16 protein-coding genes are annotated in these 17,457 nt (G+C 39.5%); 13 read left to right on the top strand and 3 right to left on the bottom strand.

Annotation, left to right across the window (positions count from 1 at the left end; genetic code table 11):
- Positions 1–25: 25 nt before the first annotated feature.
- The gene (locus A5868_RS10700) at positions 26–1,267 is read right to left on the bottom strand and encodes an aminopeptidase (RefSeq protein ID WP_086303505.1); all 1,242 of its coding nucleotides are present in this window, start codon (positions 1,265–1,267) and stop codon (positions 26–28) included.
- A gap of 231 nt (positions 1,268–1,498) precedes the next feature.
- Positions 1,499–1,942 carry a flavodoxin gene (locus tag A5868_RS10695; protein ID WP_086303506.1) on the bottom strand — a complete coding sequence of 148 codons (444 nt, stop codon included), beginning with the start codon at positions 1,940–1,942 and terminating at the stop codon, positions 1,499–1,501.
- 408 nt (positions 1,943–2,350) lie between these two features.
- On the opposite strand from A5868_RS10695, the gene map reads away from it, so the two are divergent.
- The 12 genes from map (at position 2,351) to A5868_RS10635 (ending at position 14,623) form a co-directional block, all read left to right on the top strand.
- Positions 2,351–3,115 (top strand): type I methionyl aminopeptidase, encoded by a 765-nt coding sequence (gene map / locus A5868_RS10690; protein ID WP_010780243.1) that lies wholly within the window; start codon positions 2,351–2,353, stop codon positions 3,113–3,115.
- A gap of 15 nt (positions 3,116–3,130) precedes the next feature.
- On the top strand, positions 3,131–4,054 hold the full coding sequence (locus tag A5868_RS10685) for a YihY/virulence factor BrkB family protein (protein WP_010780244.1): 924 nt from the start codon (positions 3,131–3,133) through the stop codon (positions 4,052–4,054).
- 89 nt (positions 4,055–4,143) lie between these two features.
- On the top strand, positions 4,144–5,262 hold the full coding sequence (locus A5868_RS10680; protein ID WP_010780245.1) for an MraY family glycosyltransferase: 1,119 nt from the start codon (positions 4,144–4,146) through the stop codon (positions 5,260–5,262).
- 15 nt (positions 5,263–5,277) lie between these two features.
- Positions 5,278–6,072, top strand: coding sequence for a glycosyltransferase (locus A5868_RS10675; RefSeq protein WP_086303507.1), 795 nt, complete (start codon positions 5,278–5,280; stop codon positions 6,070–6,072).
- 15 nt (positions 6,073–6,087) lie between these two features.
- Complete coding sequence (locus A5868_RS10670) at positions 6,088–6,849, top strand: glycosyltransferase (RefSeq protein ID WP_086303508.1); 762 nt, start codon at positions 6,088–6,090, stop codon at positions 6,847–6,849.
- Between the two features lie 44 nt (positions 6,850–6,893).
- Positions 6,894–7,763, top strand: a complete 870-nt coding sequence (gene rfbA / locus A5868_RS10665; RefSeq protein ID WP_010780248.1) for a glucose-1-phosphate thymidylyltransferase RfbA — start codon at positions 6,894–6,896, stop codon at positions 7,761–7,763.
- Between the two features lie 2 nt (positions 7,764–7,765).
- Positions 7,766–8,347 carry a dTDP-4-dehydrorhamnose 3,5-epimerase gene (rfbC, locus tag A5868_RS10660; protein ID WP_010780249.1) on the top strand — a complete coding sequence of 194 codons (582 nt, stop codon included), beginning with the start codon at positions 7,766–7,768 and terminating at the stop codon, positions 8,345–8,347.
- A gap of 13 nt (positions 8,348–8,360) precedes the next feature.
- The gene (gene rfbB / locus A5868_RS10655; RefSeq protein WP_086303509.1) at positions 8,361–9,389 is read left to right on the top strand and encodes a dTDP-glucose 4,6-dehydratase; all 1,029 of its coding nucleotides are present in this window, start codon (positions 8,361–8,363) and stop codon (positions 9,387–9,389) included.
- Positions 9,390–9,561: 172 nt separating this feature from the next.
- A complete protein-coding gene (gene rfbD / locus A5868_RS10650) occupies positions 9,562–10,407 on the top strand; it encodes a dTDP-4-dehydrorhamnose reductase (RefSeq protein ID WP_086303510.1) in 846 nt (281 codons plus the stop codon).
- 19 nt (positions 10,408–10,426) lie between these two features.
- A complete protein-coding gene (locus A5868_RS10645) occupies positions 10,427–11,284 on the top strand; it encodes a glycosyltransferase (RefSeq protein WP_086303511.1) in 858 nt (285 codons plus the stop codon).
- Positions 11,256–13,346 (top strand): DUF7657 domain-containing protein, encoded by a 2,091-nt coding sequence (locus A5868_RS10640; protein WP_086303512.1) that lies wholly within the window; start codon positions 11,256–11,258, stop codon positions 13,344–13,346. The genes A5868_RS10645 and A5868_RS10640 overlap by 29 nt, the downstream gene beginning before the upstream one ends.
- A gap of 20 nt (positions 13,347–13,366) precedes the next feature.
- Entirely contained in the window at positions 13,367–14,623 is a 1,257-nt protein-coding gene (locus tag A5868_RS10635) for an EpaQ family protein (protein ID WP_086303513.1), read from the top strand.
- A 79-nt stretch (positions 14,624–14,702) separates the two neighbouring features.
- Here the strand turns inward: A5868_RS10635 and A5868_RS10630 are convergent, their stop codons facing one another.
- Positions 14,703–15,995: an ISL3 family transposase gene (locus A5868_RS10630; RefSeq protein ID WP_087654161.1), complete on the bottom strand. Its 1,293-nt coding sequence runs from the start codon at positions 15,993–15,995 to the stop codon at positions 14,703–14,705.
- Positions 15,996–16,630: 635 nt separating this feature from the next.
- Between A5868_RS10630 and A5868_RS10625 the strand changes: the two genes are divergently transcribed.
- Positions 16,631–17,443 (top strand): ABC transporter permease, encoded by an 813-nt coding sequence (locus A5868_RS10625; RefSeq protein ID WP_010780255.1) that lies wholly within the window; start codon positions 16,631–16,633, stop codon positions 17,441–17,443.
- Positions 17,444–17,457 lie beyond the last annotated feature (14 nt).

Below are 17,457 nucleotides of genomic sequence, written 5' to 3'. Positions count from 1 at the left end.
AAACATTCTAAGTGGTTTTTTCTATTTAGGACGCCCAATCGCCATTTCTGAAAATAGGGACTTTTGTGCCATCTTTACGAATGCCATCGATCATCATTTGCGCAGATCCGACCATAAAGTCCACGTGCGTTTGGCTGCTATTTAATCCAGCAGCAGCTAATTCTGTCTTGGTCATTTCTGTTCCGCCTTCGACACTGAAAGGATACGCAGCACCAAGAGCTAAATGATTTGATGCGTTCTCATCAAAAAGAGTATTGAAGAACGTGATCCCCGATTGTGAAATCGGCGATGGATCTGGAACTAAAGCGACTTCACCCAGATGTTTTGCACCTTCGTCAATCGCCAATAGTGAGGCCAAGACATCTGAGCCTTCTTTCGCAGAGAATTCCACGACTTTTCCATCTTTAAATGTAAAGCGCATGTCTGTTAATGTTGTCCCTGCATAACTCAACGGCTTTGTGCTGGTAATGTAGCCATCGACACGGTTTCTGTCTGGTGCAGTGAATACCTCTTCTGTAGGCATGTTCGCCATGAACTCATTTCCGTCCGCAGCAAAACTTCCAGCACCTTCCCAAACGTGATTATCTGGAAGGCCAATGACGATATCTGTCCCAGGCGCTGTATAGTGAAGGGCGGAGAATTGTTCCTTATTCAAACGCTCCGCTTGTTCACGCATTGTTGCATCGTGCGCTTCCCAAGCCTTCACGGGATCATCCGTGTAGATGCGTGTAGTTTTAAAAATCTCATCCCAAAGTCTGTCCACTTGCTCTTCGCTTGAAGAAAGATCTGGGAAAACTTTTTGTGCCCAAGCAGGGCTTGAAGCAGCGACCACTGTCCAGCGTAATTTATTGGATTGAGTTGCTTCCATAACCGCTTGAAGAGCCTTTCCACGGGCTGCCTGAAAACTGGCGACACGTGAAGTATCCACCCCTGACAAAGCATCTGGATTTTGAGAAACAATGCTGATACGTGTAACTCGTTTTTCAGCAAAAGTGTTGGCTTCATCCACTTTATAGGAAGGAACTTCATTCAAGCGATCCTCCGCTGCGTAGGTCAAAAATTCCCGTTGGATCTGATCGTCATTCCACTGTACGATAACTTCCGCGGCCCCTAATTGATAAGCTTCTTTTGTCACAAGACGTGCTAAAGCTGCTTGTTCCACACTAGCATAAACGATAACTGTGTCTTCTTTTTGGATATTTACACCGACTTTCGCAATCAAGTGGGCGTATTTTTCTAAAAGTGTTTCAAAATTAGGTAAAACCATTTGTATCCCTCCATTTCATTGATTCTATCTTAGCATTACTTTGATGCGGGTTCCCGTTTCTAGACTTGAAACATCAAAATAGTTTCCACCATCAATTCAATGTGGAACGAAAAGTCAGAAAGCGAGCTGAAAAAACTGCCTAAATGGAAAGCCGAATGCCGATTTACGTTTGATTCTGAAAGTAAATCGGCATTCGGCTTTCCATTATTTATTCTGCTTTATTTTCAACGATTAAGAAGCAGCAGCGACAATTTTTTTCGCAAAGGCTTCTAAGTTCTCGATATCCTCTTCCTCAGCGGCCATCTCTACCTTCACACTATCAGCACCACGAGTAGCTCCTGTTTTTACGAAAGCCGCATCGAAATCATCCACAGATTTACAGTATTGATCATAAAAAGTATCTCCAGATCCGCATACACCGAAGATTTTTCCTCTTAGATCCAATTCTTGAAGGTCTTCATAAAAATCTACGATCTCATCTGGAAGATCACCTTCACCATAAGTATAGGTAGCTACGACACAGATATCCGCATCTTCAAAATCTTCCGCTTCTACTTGTGTACATTCATCAATTTCTACATCAAGATCTAAATTTTCGAAGGCTTCTGCCACGATATCGGCGATTTCTTCGGTATTTCCAGTCATACTGGCGTAAACAATTTTTGCTAATGTCAAAAGAATTCCTCCTTATTTGTTTGAATGCCATACATTGCTCAACCTTTAAAGGTCACTTTTCTCCATGACGGATCGCGAAAAGCTGAAAGGACATTCTTAGCTTCAAGCTAAATTCATGGTCATTATATCAAAATAGAAATCAAAAAGGAATCACTGGTCTCTAACCATTTGTTCGCTTTATAGGGTTATGTTAAAATAGACAAGATGAAAAAGGAGATTTGTCCAGCTTTTCACGAGTTCTATTTTTTATTTTTTGAGAAGTGCAGTAGAATTTCGACAGTATAGTTAGTAGTGTTTAGCTGTTCCATAGAGTTATTTTCACCACTAACTAGCGAAAAGTTAACTGGAAAATCAGATTTTTATTCTTAATAAAAAAGAGATTTTGACTATTCATAAGGAGACGAGAACATGATTACATTAAAATCACCCCGAGAAATAGAAATGATGAACGAGTCAGGCGAACTTTTGGCTGATGTCCATCGCCATCTACGGGATTTTATAAAACCTGGTGTTACAAGTATGGAAATTGAAAAGTTTGTTAGAGACTTCATCGAGAGTCATGGCGGAATCGCCGCTCAAATCGGCTTTGAAGGCTATGAATATGCGACCTGTTGCAGTATCAATGACGAAATTTGTCACGGCTTTCCAAGAAAGAAACCACTAAAGAATGGTGACTTGATCAAAGTGGATATGTGTGTGGAATACAAGGGCGCAATGTCCGATTCATGCTGGTCTTACGCAGTAGGAGAAGCCTCACCTGAGATCGAACGTTTAATGGAAGTGACTAAAAAAGCACTGTATTTGGGAATTGAGCAAGCACAAGTCGGCAATCGAATCGGTGACATAGGTCATGCGATCCAAACATATGCTGAAGGAGAAGGATTCTCTGTTGTGCGCGATTTTGTCGGACATGGCATTGGACCAACGATCCACGAAGAACCAGCGATCCCTCATTATGGTATAGCGGGGAAAGGTTTGCGCTTACGCGAAGGCATGGTGATCACCATCGAACCAATGATCAACACCGGTGTATGGCAAATGAAAATGGACCCAAATGGCTGGACTGCGTATACGCGTGATGGCGGTTGGAGTGCCCAATATGAGCACACTTTAGCAATTACAAAAGAAGGACCAAAAATTTTAACTTCACAAGGTGAAGAAGGAACTTATTAGAACGATGGAGATTTTATGGGACCAATAGATAAAATTAAAGAAAACAAAAAATTAATGGATTTTATCCAATCGATCCAAAAACACTTAGCAGAGACAGAAATAGGCGACCGCTCCGTAGTAGTTGCCTATTATTTGTTGCTGTCTTTTTTTCCGATATTAATCATCGTCGGCAATCTGCTGCCATACTTTAATATTACTCCTGAAACGGTGCTGCCTTATTTGAGTGAGGCGATTCCTCCAAATGTTTATAGCTTTTTGAAGCCGGCAATCATTGGATTATTGGAAAATACTTCAGGCGGTATGTTGTCTATCTCTGTTTTGGCCGCGTTATGGTCCTCCAGCCGAGGGATCAATGCCTTGCAGACCGCATTGAATCGAGCCTACGGAGTTGAAGACCGGGGAAATTTTGTGATCAGTCGGATCGTCTCGGTCGGGATCGTTGGTATTTTGATGATGGCGATTATAGCAGTCGCGTTGTTTTTCAGTGCAGGTCAAGTTATTTTAGATGCGTTGCAGCAATTATTGCGTTTTTCACCAGATATTATTGAAACATTCTTAGCGCTGCGCTGGCCGGTCACACTCATTGGCTTATTAGTTATTTTGGGCGGGTTATATATTGTTATTCCTAATGCTCATGTGCGAATCAAGTATGCATTGCCCGGCACGATATTTGCAACAGTGGGTTGGATCGTATTGGCGCAAGGATTTAGTATCTATGCTCAGACTTTTGCCCAACGAGTCTCTGGGTATCAGATTATCGGAAGTTTCATCGTTCTGATGTTCTGGTTGAACTTTGCCGCGACCATTATTATTTTGGGCGGCGTACTGAATGTCACGATTGAAGAATATCATACCGGACAAGAAGTCACGGAAGGATCTAACCGCGTGAATAAATGGTTCAATCAATTAAAAGATCGTTTTATTAAAAAGAAGAAATAAGTTCAAGAATTTTTGTAAGATTTCAGCAGAACCTTGTAAAGAGGGTTGAATTCTATATAATAATTTTTAGTTAAAGGGCAGGTGGCAATATGTTAGTATCATTCGGGCTGATCATCAAATACTTTCTTACTTTTTTGATGGCATTGATCTTGACCCCGATATTTAAAATAATTTCGGTCCAGACCGGATTGGTAGACAATCCAAATGCACGCCGAATGAACCAAGTGCCTATGCCAAGTGCAGGCGGGTTGCCAATATTTATTACATTCGCTATTTCATCCTTGGTTTTGTTTCGTGATGCCATTCCTTTTGAGTACATCAGCAAAATTTTGCTGGGTGGGCTGATCATCATCATTACAGGATTGTTGGACGACAAGTTTGAATTGACGCCTAGACAAAAGAGTGTCGGTATCTTGCTGGCAGCTTTGGTTATTTATTATTTTGCAGACATTCGGTTCAACTTCTTTACCGCGCCGTTTCTTGGACGGATCAATCTTGAGTGGCTGAGTTTACCTGCTACATTGTTTTGGATTTTTGGGATCACGAACGCGATGAACCTTATTGACGGATTAGACGGTCTGGCTTCAGGGGTATCAATTATCAGTTTGACCACGATCGGTGTGATTGGGTACTTCTTTCTCCACTCATCGACAGTCTATATTTCATTAGCTATTTTTTGTTTAGTTGCTAGCATCATGGGGTTCTTCCCATATAATTTTCATCCTGCAAAAATCTATCTAGGGGATACTGGAGCGCTATTTTTAGGATTTATGATGTCTGTTCTGACATTGCAAGGGCTAAAAAATGTTACATTCATTTCTTTGATCACACCTTTGATCATTCTGGGAGTCCCTGTAACAGATACTTTTTTTGCAATGGTTCGTCGGAAGGCAAAAAACATGCCGATTTCTGTTGCGGATAAGCAGCATCTGCATCACCGATTATTAAATTTAGGTTTTACACATCGCGGAGCGGTCTTAACTATCTATGCAATCGCCGTATTGTTTTCATTTTCCGCACTGTTGCTAAATTATACGAGTCGAGTAGGAACGATTGTTTTGATCATAGCGATGGTTTTTGCCCTGACCTTCTTATTAGAATTGATCGGATTAATTAGTGAAAAATATAGTTTTATTACTAAAAGTTTCCGTTTCTTCGGGAATAGAGAATATCGAACGCAAGTATTGCATAAATATTTTAAGAAATGAGTGTTGTCGTCCATTATGAATAGATACGAACCGAATGTGACTGTCAGCATCGTGACACATAATAGCGATAAAATTTTTTTGAGCTTGGATTCCTTGATCGAACAATTGAAGGATGAGCAGCAGATTCAATTGAAGATTTTTGACAATGCATCAGAACCAGCGTACCAAGAACGACTAAAAAAATATCTCGCCCATCCTTTTGTATCCATTGAGTTTCATAATGAAAATAAGGGTTTCGGCTTTGGGCATAACACCAATCTCTTAGAAACAACCGGCTACGGCATTATTTTTAATCCTGATATTATTCTTTCCGACAATCATCTGAGAGAGATGGTCAATCATTTATCAGCTCAGCCAGATTGCGGTCTGCTAGCACCAAAAATTTTAAATGAAGATGGAACAATGCAGTATTTGATTCGCAATCATTTAGATGTTTTTGATTACATGCTGCGTTTTATCCCGTTTAGATTCATTAAAAAAATCTTCACAAAACGTTTAGAGAAATTTGAGTGCCGGGATCTTCCTGAGGATCGCGATAGTATTGTCCGTATGATTTCCGGTAGTTTTATGGTTGTGGATTTAGCAAAATTTCAAGAGATACAAGGATTTGACGAACGGTATTTTATGTATTTTGAAGACAACGATCTTTGTCGTAAAATGGAGCAAGCAGGCTATAAAGCTATTTATAGTCCGCAATTTTCAGTGGTTCATCTGTATGAACGCGGAGCAGTGAAGAACAGAAAGTTATTTTTCATTTTTTTACAGTCCATGCGAAAATATTTTCAAAAGTGGGGCTGGCAATTTTTTTAATTTTGGAGGTAAGGGATGCAAAAGCAGTCCAAGAGGCGAATTTCTGTTTGTATGGCAACCTACAACGGACGTCACTTTATTGAAGAACAATTGAACAGCATATTCCCACAACTTTCAGAACAGGACGAGTTGATTATTTCCGACGACCATTCCACCGATGGTACGTGGGAATTTTTATTAGATTTAGCAGAAAGGGATTCCCGTGTCCAGTTATTCCAGAATGAAGGAAAAGGATTGATCGCGAATTTTTCAAACGCCATCCAAAGAAGCAACAACGCAATCATTTTTCTTAGTGATCAAGACGATGTTTGGCATCCAGATAAGGTGGAAAAAATGTTGCTACATTTTGAGAATCCCAAGATAACTGCGGTCGTTTCTGATTTGATTATCGTTGACAATGATTTCGAGGTCTTAGTTCCGTCTTATCAAGCGATGCGTCATACACACGCCGGGTTTTGGCATAACCTGGTGAAAAGCAGTTATATTGGTGCAGGAATGGCTTTTCGATCTGAACTGAAATCAATTATTTTACCGATTCCGCCAGATGTTCCTATGCATGATATGTGGATTGGTTTATTAGCCGATTATTATCATGGGGTTCAGTTTATTCCAGATGAATTGGTTTATTATCGTCGTCATGGCTTGAATGCATCTGAGATCAAGACGACTGCTTCACGAGTGCAGCAGTTTAAATGGCGATGGAATGCACTGCAATTAGTTAGAAAAAGGATAAAGGAAATTAAAAAAAATCAGCAAAACGATTTTTCTAATACCTGACATCGGGTATAATGTGTTCGTATGTATAAAAAAGGAGCGTAACTATGAAGGGAATAATCCTAGCAGGGGGAAGCGGTACTCGCTTGTATCCTCTAACCAAAGCAACGTCGAAACAATTGATGCCGGTTTATGACAAACCGATGATTTACTACCCAATGTCTACCTTGATGTTGGCAGGGATCAATGAGATATTGATTATCTCAACTCCACAAGACACACCGCGTTTTGAAAATCTTTTTGGAGACGGTCATGAGTTGGGAATCCACATTGAATACGCAGTACAAGATAGCCCAGATGGATTGGCTCAAGCGTTCATCATTGGCGAAGAGTTCATTGGTGACGATAGCGTCTGCTTAGTTCTAGGCGACAATATTTATTACGGCGATGGCTTGTCGCGGATGCTGCAGCGTGCAGCGAAAAAAACAGAAGGTGCTACTGTGTTTGGGTATCATGTAAATGATCCCGAGCGTTTTGGTGTTGTAGAATTTGACGACGACATGCAGGCAGTTTCTATCGAAGAAAAACCTGAAAAACCAAAATCTCATTATGCAGTGACGGGCTTATACTTTTATGATAATGAGGTTGTGGAGATTGCCAAAAATATCCAACCCTCTGAACGTGGAGAATTAGAAATCACGGATGTCAATAAAGAGTACCTGAAGCGCAATAAATTGTCTGTTGAAGTAATGAGCCGAGGATTTGCTTGGTTAGATACTGGCACACATGAGTCATTATTAGAAGCATCAACATTTATCTCAACGATCGAAAAACGTCAAAATTTAAAAGTCGCTTGTTTAGAGGAAATCTCATATCGAATGGGTTACATCACAAAAGAACAATTGGTCGAATTGGCACAACCATTGAAGAAAAATCAATATGGGCAATATCTATTACGTTTAGCAGAAGAGGATTAAACATGGGAAAAATTAAAGTAACTGAAACAAACTTAACAGATGTAAAAATTATCGAGCCAGCAGTATTTGGCGATCATCGCGGATTTTTTACAGAGAGTTATTCTGTAGAGGATTTTAAAGCAGCTGGGATCGATTTCGATTTTATTCAAGACAACCATTCCTTGTCGACACAACCAGGTGTACTTCGCGGCTTGCATTTTCAAAAAGGCGCATCGGCACAAACCAAGTTGATTCGTGTCGTAACAGGTGCAGTTCTTGATGTGATCGTGGATATTCGTAAAGGCAGTCCAACCTATGGGAAATGGGAAGGTTATATTCTTTCAGAACACAATCATCGTCAATTGTTGGTTCCTCGTGGGTTTGCTCACGGCTTTGTGACGCTGACTCCAAATGTCAACTTTATGTACAAATGTGACAACTACTACGATGCAGAAGCAGATGGCGGCATCTCATTTGCAGATCCAGATTTAGCGATTGAATGGCCAATTGCCATTGAAAAAGCAATCACCTCGGAAAAAGATGCGAAACAACCGACATTGAAAGAATTTGAAGCAGAAAATCCTTTCGTATATGGTGAAATTTAAGGAGTAAATATAGATGAAAAATATTATCGTAACAGGCGGAGCGGGATTTATCGGCTCTAACTTCGTTCATTATGTTGTAAACAATCATCCTGAAGTCCATGTCACAGTGTTAGATAAATTAACTTACGCTGGAAACAAGGAAAACCTTGCTGGACTTCCAGAAGATCGCGTGGAGTTAGTTGTCGGAGATATTGCCGATGCAGAATTAGTCGATCGTTTAGTGCAGAAGGCTGATGCAGTCGTTCATTACGCGGCAGAATCTCACAATGATAATTCATTGAAAGACCCATTTCCATTTGTACAAACAAATATCATTGGAACCTACACTTTAATCGAAGCTTGCCGTAAACAGAATGTGCGTTACCATCATGTTTCAACAGATGAAGTGTATGGAGACCTTCCATTACGAGAGGATCTCCCAGGGCATGGAGAAGGCGAAGGAGAAAAATTCACTTCAGAAACTCCTTACAACCCATCAAGCCCTTATTCATCAACTAAAGCAGGCTCTGATTTGTTAGTTAAGGCATGGGTTCGTTCATTCGGCTTACAGGCGACAATTTCAAATTGCTCAAACAATTATGGCCCTTACCAACATATTGAGAAATTTATCCCACGTCAAATCACCAATATTTTAAGCGGTATTCGTCCAAAATTATATGGCGATGGTAAGAATGTACGCGATTGGATCCATACAAATGATCATTCTTCTGCGGTATGGTTGATTTTAACAAAGGGTAAAATCGGCGAAACCTACTTGATTGGCGCTGATGGTGAAGAAGACAATAAAACGGTCATGGAAATCATTTTGGAAGAAATGGGTCAATCAAAAGACGCTTACGATCACGTAAAAGACCGTGCTGGTCATGATTTACGTTATGCGATCGACTCCACAAAATTACGTGAAGAATTAGGGTGGACACCAGAATTCACTAATTTTCGTGCAGGCATGAAGGATACCATCAAATGGTATACCGAGCATGAAAACTGGTGGCGGGCTGAAAAAGAAGCGGTCGAAAACAACTACGCAAAGAACGGCCAATAATACAAACTGAATGAGGCAGGTTATACCTGCCTTTTTTCGAGTTTTTCTTCTCCTTTTAGACGGAGCAGAAAAACTGTATCTGAAGAGAAGACACACCTAGTAATAAAACTATTGTCAGTTTTATTGGAATGAATCAAAGAGGCTTACAAGATATAGATAGGAGTAGATAGAGATGATCTTAATTACAGGCGGACATGGACAATTAGGAACTGAATTACGTCACTTGCTAGACGAGAAGAAAATCGAATATGTGTCTACGGATGCAGATCAATTAGATATTACAGATAAAGAAGGCACGTATAAATTTATCACTGAAATGAAACCGGAACTGATTTATCATTGTGCTGCCTATACTGCGGTAGATAAGGCAGAGGACGAAGGCAAAGAATTAGATGAATTGATCAATGTGGATGGTACACGCAATGTAGCGGAGGCTGCAAAGGCAGCAGGAGCGACGCTGATCTATATTAGTACAGATTACGTCTTCGATGGAACAAAGAAAGACGGCATGTACCAAGTAGGGGATGCAACAAATCCATTGAGTGAGTATGGTCGTACGAAACTTTTAGGAGAACAAGCCGTTCAAGAAATAATGAAGGATTATTACATCATCCGCACTTCTTGGGTTTTCGGTATTTATGGTCATAACTTTATCTATACAATGCAAAACTTGGCTAAAACTCATGATCGTTTGACTGTTGTAAACGACCAATTTGGACGGCCAACATGGACACGTACTTTGGCCGAATTTATGACATTTGTAATTGAAACAAACGCGCCATTTGGAGTGTATCATTTATCAAATGAAAACAGCTGTTCTTGGTATGAATTTGCCAAAGAAATTTTAAAGGATACCAAAGTCGAGGTTGCTCCTGTAACTTCTGAAGAGTATCCGCAAAAGGCGACACGTCCACAATACTCAATCATGGACTTAAGCAAAGCAAAAGCACTAGGATTTGAGATTCCAACTTGGCAAGAAGCACTTGCAAGTTTCCTTGAATTAGAAGCTAAACAATAAAGAGTCGGAGGTAAGAAAGATGTTTGAAATCGTGGTCGTTCTTTATCATATGACTGCTTCAGAATCATCAACGATCGAAAGCTTGAATACTCTTCTTACCTCTGAAGCTTTTTCTGAGATTCGCAGTATTTTGATTTTTGATAATAGTGAACAAGCTGCTGAACCGCAGGGATTAGATGCGCGATTCACGTATCATCATAGCCAAACAAATGTTGGCTTGGCACAAGCATATAACACTGCGCTGAATCAGATGAGTGAATCGGCGGTATGGTTGATTACGCTGGATCAAGACACGACGATTTCCTATGAGTATTTAGAAGCGTTAATAAAAAAAGCTACACAATTACCAGAATCAGTCGTAGCCATTGCTCCGATCATCAATGATCAGAAACAGCAAATTTCACCTGTCCGCAGCGACACCTTGCGTCCTTTACATAAAGAACTGCCTGAAGAAAATCAGATGTATTCTAAAGACATAATGGTTATCAATTCAGGAACCGCAGTACGTGCACAATTTTTACGTGAAATTGGCGGCTACAACTTGTCCTTTCCCCTCGATTATTTAGATCATTGGTTGAGCTGGCGTATTTTTTTCGAAAAAAAACAAATGTACATCTTATCAAATGAATTGCAACATCAATTATCTGTCTTAGATTATGCTAAGCGAATGAATTTTTTTCGCTATCAGGCTATTTTATCCGCTGAAAAATGCTATTATTCTTTATATGATAAACAACTGTATTCTCAATATCGTAGACAATTGTTTCTGCGAGGATGCAAACAGCTCTTGAACGGAAAATTCAATTATGGAAAAATGACACTTAAATTTTTATTCTCGGGAGGAAACAATGGAATCAAGAGCACAAAAGCGAACTAAGGAGACCCCCTATAAGAAGATCAATCCGTTTGAATGGGTCATTAATCAGATTATTCGCTTTCGATATATCATTGGCGTTCTTTTTTTAATTTTGATCGTGGCGCTGAATTTAAATGGAAGTTCGATTGGCTCTTGGGATAGAATCGTTTCAGAGCGTAGCGACAATAAGCAATCAGACGTTATTTTTGGACAGAATCGAGAGGTTCGCTCGGATGAGTGGATGGTCCAGACCCCATTTTATTTTTCTCAAGCAGAAAGCGACTATCCAGTAGTCAATAAGCAATATGGCAAAGAGGGTCAAAATATGATCATTGCCTATAATTCACCTGTAAAGGACCTGACAGTGATTGGAAAACCTTTCAATTGGGGATTTTTCTTCTTAGGGAAGGAGAGGGGACTTTCTTTCTATTGGGGCTTTAAAATTATCGCAATGATTTTACTGAGTTTTGAACTCGTCATGATTTTAACAAAACGTAATAAATATTTGTCTTTGCTTGGCTCGTTTTGGATCACGTTTTCGCCCTCGATCCAATGGTGGTTTATGCAGCACGTGGGGGATTTGATGTTCTTTACGTTAGCCATTATGGTTGCGAGTTATTATTACATCGCGAAGCATGAAAATCGGCTGCTACGACTATTTATGATGGCGTTGATTGTCATTAACGGGATTGGATTTGTTTTAGTATTGTATCCAGCACATCAAGTACCCTTAGCTTACCTGATTCTATTTTGGCTATTTGGTACATTGATCCATTTCCGAAAAGAATTGGTGTTAGACGTTTGGGATCTGCCAATTATTATTGGAGGGCTTGGAATTATTGGTGTTGTTCTTTTCCATTTTTATAGCACCTCTAAAGATGCAATCGATGCGACCCTCAACACGATCTATCCAGGACATCGAGAAGCGGGTGGCGGAGGAAGACCGCAATCAGACTACTTCTTGTTCCTAACCAATTGGAAGATTCCATTTGAAGATTTCAATTTTCATGGAACCAACAATGGAGAGGTAGCTTCGTATTTCAACTTCTTGCCGTTAACGGTTCTTTTGTCACCCTTCATTTTCTTTTCTAAGCATGGTAAAGATGAGAAATACATGGGTGTGATTTTAGGATTGTTCTGTTGTTTTATGTTTGGTTGGACCTATTTCGGATATAGTCATGGGATAGCTAAAGTATTGATGCTGACATATGTAACAAGTACACGAGGGCTGGTTACATTAGGCTTTGGAGCAGTCTTATTGTCATTATGGATGATCAATTTCTTCTGGGAGTACGTCCGCATAACTTGGTGGGTAAAATTAATTTTTCTAGCTCTTATTATGATAAAAGCAACGCATGCTGTCGTGTCTTCAATTATGGGGCTGTATTTTAACAACTTTGAGATTTTTATGACATTAGTGATATTTGCGCTGATCCTTTTCTGTCTACTGTTTAAGTTAAAAAAAGTGTTCATACTTGCGATGACTATTTTGATTCTAGTATCAGGTTTTTCAGTCAATCCCGTTGTTCATGGCACTGGAGCAATTGATAAGAAAACATTGGCGGAAGAAATAGTTAAAATCAAAAAGGAAGATCCAGAGGCGCTGTGGTTATCAGAAGCAGACCTTTACAACTTTACTCCAGCTCTTGGTGTTAAGACGATCAACTCTGTCCGCTTCTATCCAGACATGGCGTTATGGCATAAGATTGATCCGAAACACAAACAAGAAAAAATCTATAATCGTTATGCGCATGTACGTGCGTTTGTGGACAAAGGAGAAACAAGTTTCCGCTTGGATCGCCCAGACAACTTCACGGTTACACTTAACTTTACAGACTGTAAGAAGCTTGGCTTTAAGTATGTGATTAGTAAACGGCCTTTGGAGGATTATAACGCATTGAATTATGCGCAATTTGATCGGATATATGGTCCTGATAAAGATAAATGGTCGATATATAAATTGAGTTTTACTTCAGACGAAGATCAAATGCAGCCTGAAGATGCTGTTGATCCAATTGGGGGAACGGAAGATTATCAAGAGATTCCACAACCTGCACCGAATTATGATGAGTATATTAATTAAAGGAAGTTCGGAGGAATAAAATGGGACGAGTAAAGGGCAGCACGGCTGATCTATTGAATTTGATCAGTGCGTCTATTCTAATTGGAATGACATTGTTGTGCTTTTTCCTTTGGACCAAAGGAATTGGCACACCTGGGATGTTCTATATATATGCACATATGAGCCGCTACATGCCGATTGGCGCTACTATCGTTTTAGCGTTGAACTGCTATCGGATGAAATGGGATGACTTTGCCTGGGTGGGAATCGCTCTGGTTTCGATTGTTTTCTTCCATCAATTTGATTCTTTGAGACAGGCTGATATTTTTTTAGATGTTACAATTGCCTTGATCATCTTTATAGTCTTAGATTTCAAATTGGTCGAATTCACAAAGGGGATACGATTAGTATTCGCAGGATTGATATTGCTGGTTTTACTGATCACGGCATTTCGCATATTTACCGAGATCCCAACTCCGCCTTCAGGTATCAGTATCTGGGATAAAAGCAACAAGTTGCAGGAAATCTGGATCAATACCAACACTATCGGGAGTAGTGTCATGTGTTCAAGTTTTTTAGCTGCGACATTATTGCAGTCTCTGGATTTGACGTGGGCTAAATTGCTGAAGTTTGCTGTATATGCGATCGCTCTTGCCTGTACTTGGGTCGTTCAATCGCAGGCAGCGTTCATTGCTGTCGCATTTTTTGTTCTTTTTGACCTGTGGCCTAATTTTTTGAAAGAAAAAGTCAAATGGGCCTACGGAATTGTTTATAGTGTGTTTTTGATAGGAATATTTCCTTTGTCCCTCTTTTTAGCAAACTCGAGTAATATCGATTTGTTTACGGGGCGTGAAGATATTTGGAAACATTTTTATGATACCTTGTTTAAAGTTAGAAAGCAGTTTTGGGTGGGAATGCCGGCGTTCACGTTTAAACGTGGGCAGCAAGTTTTAGGGAATCACAATAGCTACAATTCTACGTTAGGGGCATTTGGTTTGATTGGCCTTGTTCTGATCAGCCTCTTTATCCTATATAATGTATGGTTGCTTATTCTTAGAGAGGATACGCAAACGATCCAATTCAGTTTTATTATCGCCTTTTTCGGAGTTTTATTGCAATCAACTATGGAAGATACGTTGATGGCTCCTTATTGGATACCAATTACTTTCTGTTTATTAGGACTTGCTTGGCAGCAAAATCCAGAACCTGACGAGTATTACGATTATTCGACAAATGTGTTTGATCCGATAGAAGAGGAGTATGACATAGAACCTACGCGAAGAAGTCGTAGAAGATAGTGATTAAAAAGTTGGCTCTTCGTCAAATCGTGTTGGTGGAGACCAATCTGAATAAAAGATAGTCTATGTGCGGCGCGATTTAAGCGCCGCATATTTTATTGTTTTCAAAGATCAATCCTTGTTGTAAATAGATTCGCGCGCGAAAATTATAGAAATTTCGATATCCAAATGCGATTCGTTTGATCAACTTGATTTTATTGTTTAGTCCTTCGGTCACACCGTTAGACAACTTCACCTTAAATGCATTCGCAATACCTGCGTGATATTTTTTGAAAATCTTGAATTTCTTTTTAAACGATTGAGGCAAACACGGATTCATTTCTTTCAAGGTTTCTTGAAAGCCTTCGGTATCTCTTTTTGAGAAGTAATAACGTAAAAGTTGGACAAAATTATAGGCGGTTCGTAATTCCTCGTTATCACTCAACAGTTCATCGATTATTTCCGTCTGACTAAGCTCTTTTTTGAACAGTCGGTGATACTGCCGTTTGAACGGCTCAAGCTTGTCGGAGTCTTTTAATAATAATTTCCAATATCGTTTAAGACGGCGGTATTTCCTTTGATTTTCGGAAGTAGAAGTGCGAAAGCGATTCATGACCTGTATCCGTAATTGATTAAAGCTGCGATTGATGTGCTGCACGATATGAAAGCGATCGGTGACGATCTCGGCATTTGGAAACACGGTTTTTAGCAGCTGGTTATAGCTGGCGTTCATGTCCATCACAAGATAGTTTACTTTCAAGCGCGCCTTTCTTGGAAAACGCATGAAGTATTGTGTCAGTTTAACTAATCGGCGATCTTCCAGAATGGTGAACAAGCGATTCGTTGTCCCGTCAACACAAATAGAGCTCATAGCTCCAGAAACGGATTTCATTGATTTAAATTCATCCATACATAAAACGGTCGGCAGGTAGTTTTGGTTCGGCTGATAGTCCTTTGTCGCCTCTCTTAAAATTCGAGCAACGGTAATATCGGAAACAAAGTACTTCTTTGCGATCAATTTTCGTGATTGGTTTTCGAATAATTCTACTAATATTGCCTGTTTGAGTTCCTTTGTCAGTTGATGATGCTCATCCACTAAGTCCGTTTTCGCAGAAAACGTTGATCCGCAATCATGGCAAAGATAACGGCTACGTTTTAATTCTAAAATCGTCAGCCTTTCTTTGAACTTCAACATCTGTGAGTTCGTTAGATAAGAGCCATTACGAATGATGCGCACAGAGCCGCATTGTAGGCAATGAGAAAAGTGATTCGTCAAATTTCCTTTGATGATTTGAGCATTCACGCCTTTGTATTTCCTTTCTTCCAACCAATCATCATCGAAGAACAAATTTTTATCTGTTAAACCAAGTAATTTTCTAGTAGTATTATCCATTGAGAGACTCCTTTGGTAGGGTAGGTTTTAGTCGACTAAATTTTACCAAATGTGAGTCTCTTTTTGATTTGAAGATAAGAAAAAAGTGCTGGTAGAAAATCTACTTCGATTTTCCACCAACACAAAATATTATAGAGCCCAAAAGTTTAGGTGCGGTTTTAAGCATCTAAACTTTTTTTGTGTAATTTTAGCAGTTGATTTCTCTATTTTGGCCGTTCAGTTTGAAAAATAGCATGAGAAACAGAACCAATTTTTGTTTTCTTTGAGAGTAAAAAAAAGCATCTGAGTAATTTAAATTAGAAAGATAAGAATAGACACTCTTGATAATACAATAGTGGCAAGAGCGTGGAGCATCAGAAAACAGGTTTTCACAGACAAAACTTAATAAAAATTTTAGCTCGTTGAAACAGCGATCTATTTGTCCTACGGCCGTGGGAGGAAATGCATAGTTCGAGGGTGTAAATGAGTTGCCTGTACTAACCAACGGGTAAAGGATAGAATAGGGTCTTGAAGGTCCAAGTGAATTCGGGAAGCATATTCTTATTAACCTTGCTTTTACATATATCTTTCTGTAGAATAATAACGTTAATCAACCCTAGAAATAATAAATAATGCGCTAGATGAGAGGGAAAAAAATGTTCAAAGACTTACTTAGTTTTTTTAAAGAAATTATCCAAAATCGCACCCTATTAAAACAGTTTTCTGTCAACGACTTCAAGGCCCGTTACGCGGGATCTGCCTTGGGGATTTTTTGGGCCTTCGCAAATCCATTAGTGATGGTAGTGACTTACTGGTTTGTGTTCGGTGTTGGGTTCAAAGCAGCAATGACCGATGGAAAATACCCATTTATTGTCTTCCTGTTAACAGGGTTAGTTCCATGGATGTATTTTTCAGAAGTATTAGGCTCAGCGACAAACGTTTTCCGTGAATATAGTTATTTAGTTAAAAAAGTTGTTTTCAACATTCGAATTTTGCCGTCTGTTAAATTATTTTCTGCCATGTACATGCATGTATTCTTTATTATTATTGCATTGATCGTAGGGATCTTTAACCATGTAGTACCGGGTCTGCATATTTTACAGATGTTTTATTATCTTTTTGCGATGATGATGTTTTTGACGGGACTGACTTGGATCACATCTTCGATCCAACCGTTCTTCCCAGACATCAATCAATTTATTGGTGTGATTATGCAAGCGTTGATGTGGGGAACCCCGGTTCTATGGAGTATCAACCAATTTGCGGCACATCCAACAATCCAGTTTATTTTGAAATTCAATCCGATGTTCTATGTCGTCCAAGGTTATCGAGACGCGTTCTTTGGCGAGCAATGGTTTTGGGAAAAACCATTATTGACGATTTATTTTTGGGCTGTGACATTGATTTTATTAGTCGTAGGCAGCATCGTCTTCAAACGCTTGAAACCACATTTTTCTGATGTGTTATAAGGAGATAAAGTTAA

The sequence above is a fragment of the Enterococcus sp. 12F9_DIV0723 genome (genome assembly GCF_002174375.1).
Classification (GTDB): Bacteria; Bacillota; Bacilli; order Lactobacillales; family Enterococcaceae; genus Enterococcus_A; species Enterococcus_A gilvus.
This window is presented reverse-complemented; position numbering and strand designations above follow the sequence as displayed.